Origin of the sequence: uncultured Rikenella sp. (assembly GCF_947628055.1) — a bacterium.
Lineage (GTDB): Bacteria > Bacteroidota > Bacteroidia > Bacteroidales > Rikenellaceae > Rikenella.
In genome coordinates this window covers 1-4,147 of the sequence record NZ_CANQYJ010000145.1, presented here as the reverse complement: position 1 = coordinate 4,147, position 4,147 = coordinate 1, and the positions used below count along the sequence as shown (strand labels likewise).

The following is a 4,147-nucleotide window of genomic DNA, read 5'->3' as shown; positions in this document are numbered from 1 at the left end:
CCGCAACCCCGTCGCGTTCTATTTCGCGGCGGCGCAGAATGACTGGACATCTCCGCAGAACGGCGAACTTTGGCGGGACGAGATCAAGACTTTGTTCGACCCCTGTCCGAACGGTTGGCGATTGCCGAAAAGCGGTACCACAACGGATATTCCCAATCCGAGTCCTTGGAAAGCTTTCAATATGGACAACAGCGTGCTGGATATTTCCGGAGGACGAGTTTTCAACACAGTTGTACACGGAGCTGCCGGTAAGACTTGGTATCCCGCTGCCGGATACCGCCATTGGCTGAATGGCAATTTCAATCTGGTGACCGTTGAATTAAGCTGTATGTCCTCTACCAGTACCAACGGAGTGATATACTACCTTTACTCGACCGCGAGTACAGTCAAACCCAGCGGTTTCAACGACGGTGGCGGTTGGCCTGCACCGGCTATCGGTTTTCCGGTCCGTTGCGTACGGGAGTAGGAGGTAAGGATAGGAGTGTGAAGCGCCCCGTTCCTCCCCCCTCCGCCCCCATGGAAATAAATCGCCGGGTTCCCTGACCGGAGATACGGAATAGGGCTTGTTCTACACCTCCGCAGGGCGATGCTGCGGCCCGCGCGACCTACGGTCGCAAATAGTAGTTTTTTTGTCGCCTCGATTCGGCGGGGCTTTCTTCTTAAAAAAAGCCTTTTCTTTGCAGCCCTCCTGCAGGGCGGGCACTTACTTTTATGATGCGATAACCGACGCTGCCAGCGAGAGCAAAGAAGGCTTGCACGCTTTGCCGAGCGGCGAGGAGGAAAACAAGCGAAGCGCAGTTAAAAAGTAAGCAAAAAGCGCATCAAAGGGGGCCAGTCCCCTTTGCCATCCCCCCGCAGCGGTGCTCGAAAATCCCGCGGCAGCGGGCGGGCCGTTATATCTAACGGCATCCAAGAGGGGTTTTCAGTCATGATCTCCCTATGACGCCCCGGAGCCACCCCGGGCAGAGAGTGCCGCTCGGCACTCGAACCGGGTTGTAACTACCCTAAACGGCCCGCTGGTTCCGGCCCCCCAAAAGATTGAGCAGGACTGCGGAGCCTAAGGATTAGGGTAATTACAGCCCGGAAAGCCCCTATGGGGCCTTTCTTTTCAAAGAAAGAACAGTCACTTACGGCACAGTGCACAACAAGCCCACATTTACCGTCCTTCCCGGCGGTAGACAATCAGGCGGATCAGCTCGCCGATCCACAGCACCGCCGACGTCGAAGCGAAGATGATCGCCCAGTCCCGCAGCATCAGCGGCACCACACGGAACACCTCGCCACCGAACGAGACGATCAGCACCTGCCCGATGACGATCAGAGACGCCACGACTAAGAACCCCGTGTCGTGCAGCAAACCGTGGAACGCCGAGCGCCCGCTCGCATACGCCTTCGCATTGAACATGTTCCAGAACTGAAACATCACGAACACCGTGAAGAACGCCGACAGCTTGTACGGCGTAACGCCCCCCCCCGTATGCCCGAAAATGTAGAGCAGCACCAGCAAAGCCGCCACGAAACCGAACCCCGTCCAGAGAATCGACCGCCGCATGAACGGACTGATGATGAAATCCGACGTCCGTCTCGGCTTGTGTTTCATCTCATGCTTGTCCGGCGGCAGCGACGCCAAAGCCCCCGCCGCGAACGTGTCCATAATCAGATTGACCCACAGCATCTGCGTCACCGTCAGCGGCAGCGTGAAACCCAGCATGGAGCCCATGAAGACGATCGTCAGCGCCGCCACATTGATCGTCAGCTGGAACAGCACGAACCGCTGGATATTGCGGTACACCGACCGTCCCCACATCACCGCCGTGGCGATGCTCGCGAACGAGTCGTCCAGCAGCGTGATGTCGCTCGCCTCCTTGGCCACCGACGTGCCGCTGCCCATCGACAGCCCCACATTCGCAAAGTTCAGCGCCGGCGCATCGTTCGTTCCGTCGCCTGTCACCGCCACCACCTCGCCCCGCTTCTGGAGCATCTGCACCAGCCGCTGCTTGTCCATCGGCCGCGCCCGCGACATGATCTTGATCGAGGCGGCCCGCTCCAGCGCCTCCTCGTCCGACAAAGCCTCCCACTCTACGCCCGTAATTTCGTTTTCCGGCCCGTCCGCCGCCGGATCCCACAGCCCGATCTGCCGACCGATCTCGCGTGCCGTCCCCGGCGTATCCCCTGTGACGATCTTCACCGCGATTCCCGCATTCATACACTCCGCCACCGCCGCCGGCACATCTTTCCGCACCGGGTCCATAATCGCCGTGTAGCCCATGAAAATCAAGCCCCCCTCTGCCACCAACGCCTTGAGCCGCTCTCCGTCATAGTGTGCATAATCCGTGTCGGCAGGCAGTATTTTGTATGCGAATCCTAACGTCCGCATCGCCTTGCCCTGGTACTCCAGGAGCTGTGCTTCGATCTCCCGCCGCTGCTCGTCCGAGAGGCCCGTGCAACGGGCGAGCATGATCTCCGGCGCGCCTTTCACATATAAGACGGTGTCCCCTTTGAAGTCCTGCACGGTCGAGCGGACGATCGTGGCCATATACTTGTGCCGCGTCGAGAACGGCAGCTGCGCCACCATCCCCGCTGCCTGTCGCAGCGCGGCGTAATCCTGTGCCGGAGAGTGTCCGTCGAGCCAAAGCAGCAACGCCCCTTCGGTCGGATTCCCCAGCGGCTTCGGATGCGCCGGGTCGTCCCGATTCAGATTGGCTGTCGTGTTGACTGCAATCCCCTCGTAAATCACATCGTCCGGCACCCCGAAATCGAAATGGGCCGCTTCCACGCTCATCCGGTTCTGGGTCAGCGTTCCGGTCTTGTCGGTGCAGATGACGGTCGTGGCCCCCATGGTCTCCGTCGCGTGCATTTTGCGCACCAGGTTATTGGTCCGGAGCATCTTGCGTATGGAGAGGGCCAAAGATAAGGTGACGCTCATCGGCAGCCCTTCCGGCACGGCCACCACGATCAGGGTCACGGCCACCATGAAGTAGTTGAGTATCCGCCCCGCCGCTTCGAGGCCGATCCAGGACTGGGCGTGGGTCGGGTTGACGCCGAAGAGCATCCCGACCGCGGCAATCGCCGCAAATACCACTATGCCGAGCACGAACCAGAACAGCCAGCCGAGTTTGGCGACCGCCGCAGGCAGCGGTTTCGGCTTGCCTGCCAGGTAAAAGGCGTCGCAGACGATCGGCACCCACACTTTGACTAATGCCACTGCGGCTCCGGCCAGCACGGCTCCCAGCAGTCCGATCTGGCTCCATGTGAAATGATCCGGCCCGACGAGGATGTCTTTCAGGAAGAGTGCGAAGAATGTGATGAATGCCAAGGCGAATCCGACCACGCCGATCAGTTTGGCCAGCCGGTCGAGCTGGCGGTTGAGCGGTGTGATTTCTTCCGATTTCACGGTCGCCTGCCGCGCCACTTTGCCGAATTCCGTGGCGTCGCCCACGCGGATGACTTGTGCCACCCCGTGCCCGTCGATCACGGTCGTCCCCCGCAGCACGTGGTTCCCGGGATAGGTGGCGTCTTTTTTGAAGTCTTCGGGGTGGATGGTTTTCGGTGCCGAGGGCTCGCCGGTGAGGTTCGATTCGTTGACTTGCAGCGATACGGCTTCCAAGAGTTCCGCGTCGGCGGGTATCTCGTCGCCGGTGTCCAGCAGGATGATGTCGCCTACGACGATCTCCCGCTTGCCTATTTCGCGCACTTGTCCGTCGCGTATCACGCGCACGGGGCTGTCGTCGTTGACTTGGTTGAGGATGTCGAATTTCCGCGCGGCGTCGACTTCAAACCAGAAGGCGACGCCGGTGGCGAGAAATATGGCGCAGAATATCCCGATGGTCTCGTAGTATTCGCCGTGTACGAATGATATGCCGAGCGAGAGAAAGGCGGCGATGAGCAGGATCCGAATGACGGGATCGGAAAATTTCTCCAAAAAGAGTTTCCATAGCGGTGTCTTCGGTGCGGGCGTGAGGCTGTTGCTGCCGTATCTCTCGCGGCTCTCGGCTACCTGCTGTGGATTCAATCCTTGATGTGTCATATGTGTTTTTATGGTTCGTTTATTCTCTGCCTTAGTTGGAGGCAACCGTACCTTTTCTGAAGAAAAGGTACCCAAAAGACTTTCAGATAGCTGCGCTACTCCTTAGGCTCCGCAGTCCTC

General features: G+C 59.3%; 1 protein-coding gene and 1 pseudogene. One reads left to right on the top strand and one right to left on the bottom strand.

The genetic code is table 11. The annotated features are described in order from the left end of the window. A pseudogene (locus Q0Z93_RS09750) lies at nt 1-466 on the top strand (hypothetical protein); the annotation flags it as partial. A 690-nt stretch (nt 467-1,156) separates the two neighbouring features. On the opposite strand, the gene Q0Z93_RS09745 reads toward Q0Z93_RS09750, so the two are convergent. Continuing rightward, nucleotides 1,157-4,027: a cation-translocating P-type ATPase gene (locus Q0Z93_RS09745; protein WP_298065041.1), complete on the bottom strand. Its 2,871-nt coding sequence runs from the start codon at nt 4,025-4,027 to the stop codon at nt 1,157-1,159. Nucleotides 4,028-4,147 lie beyond the last annotated feature (120 nt).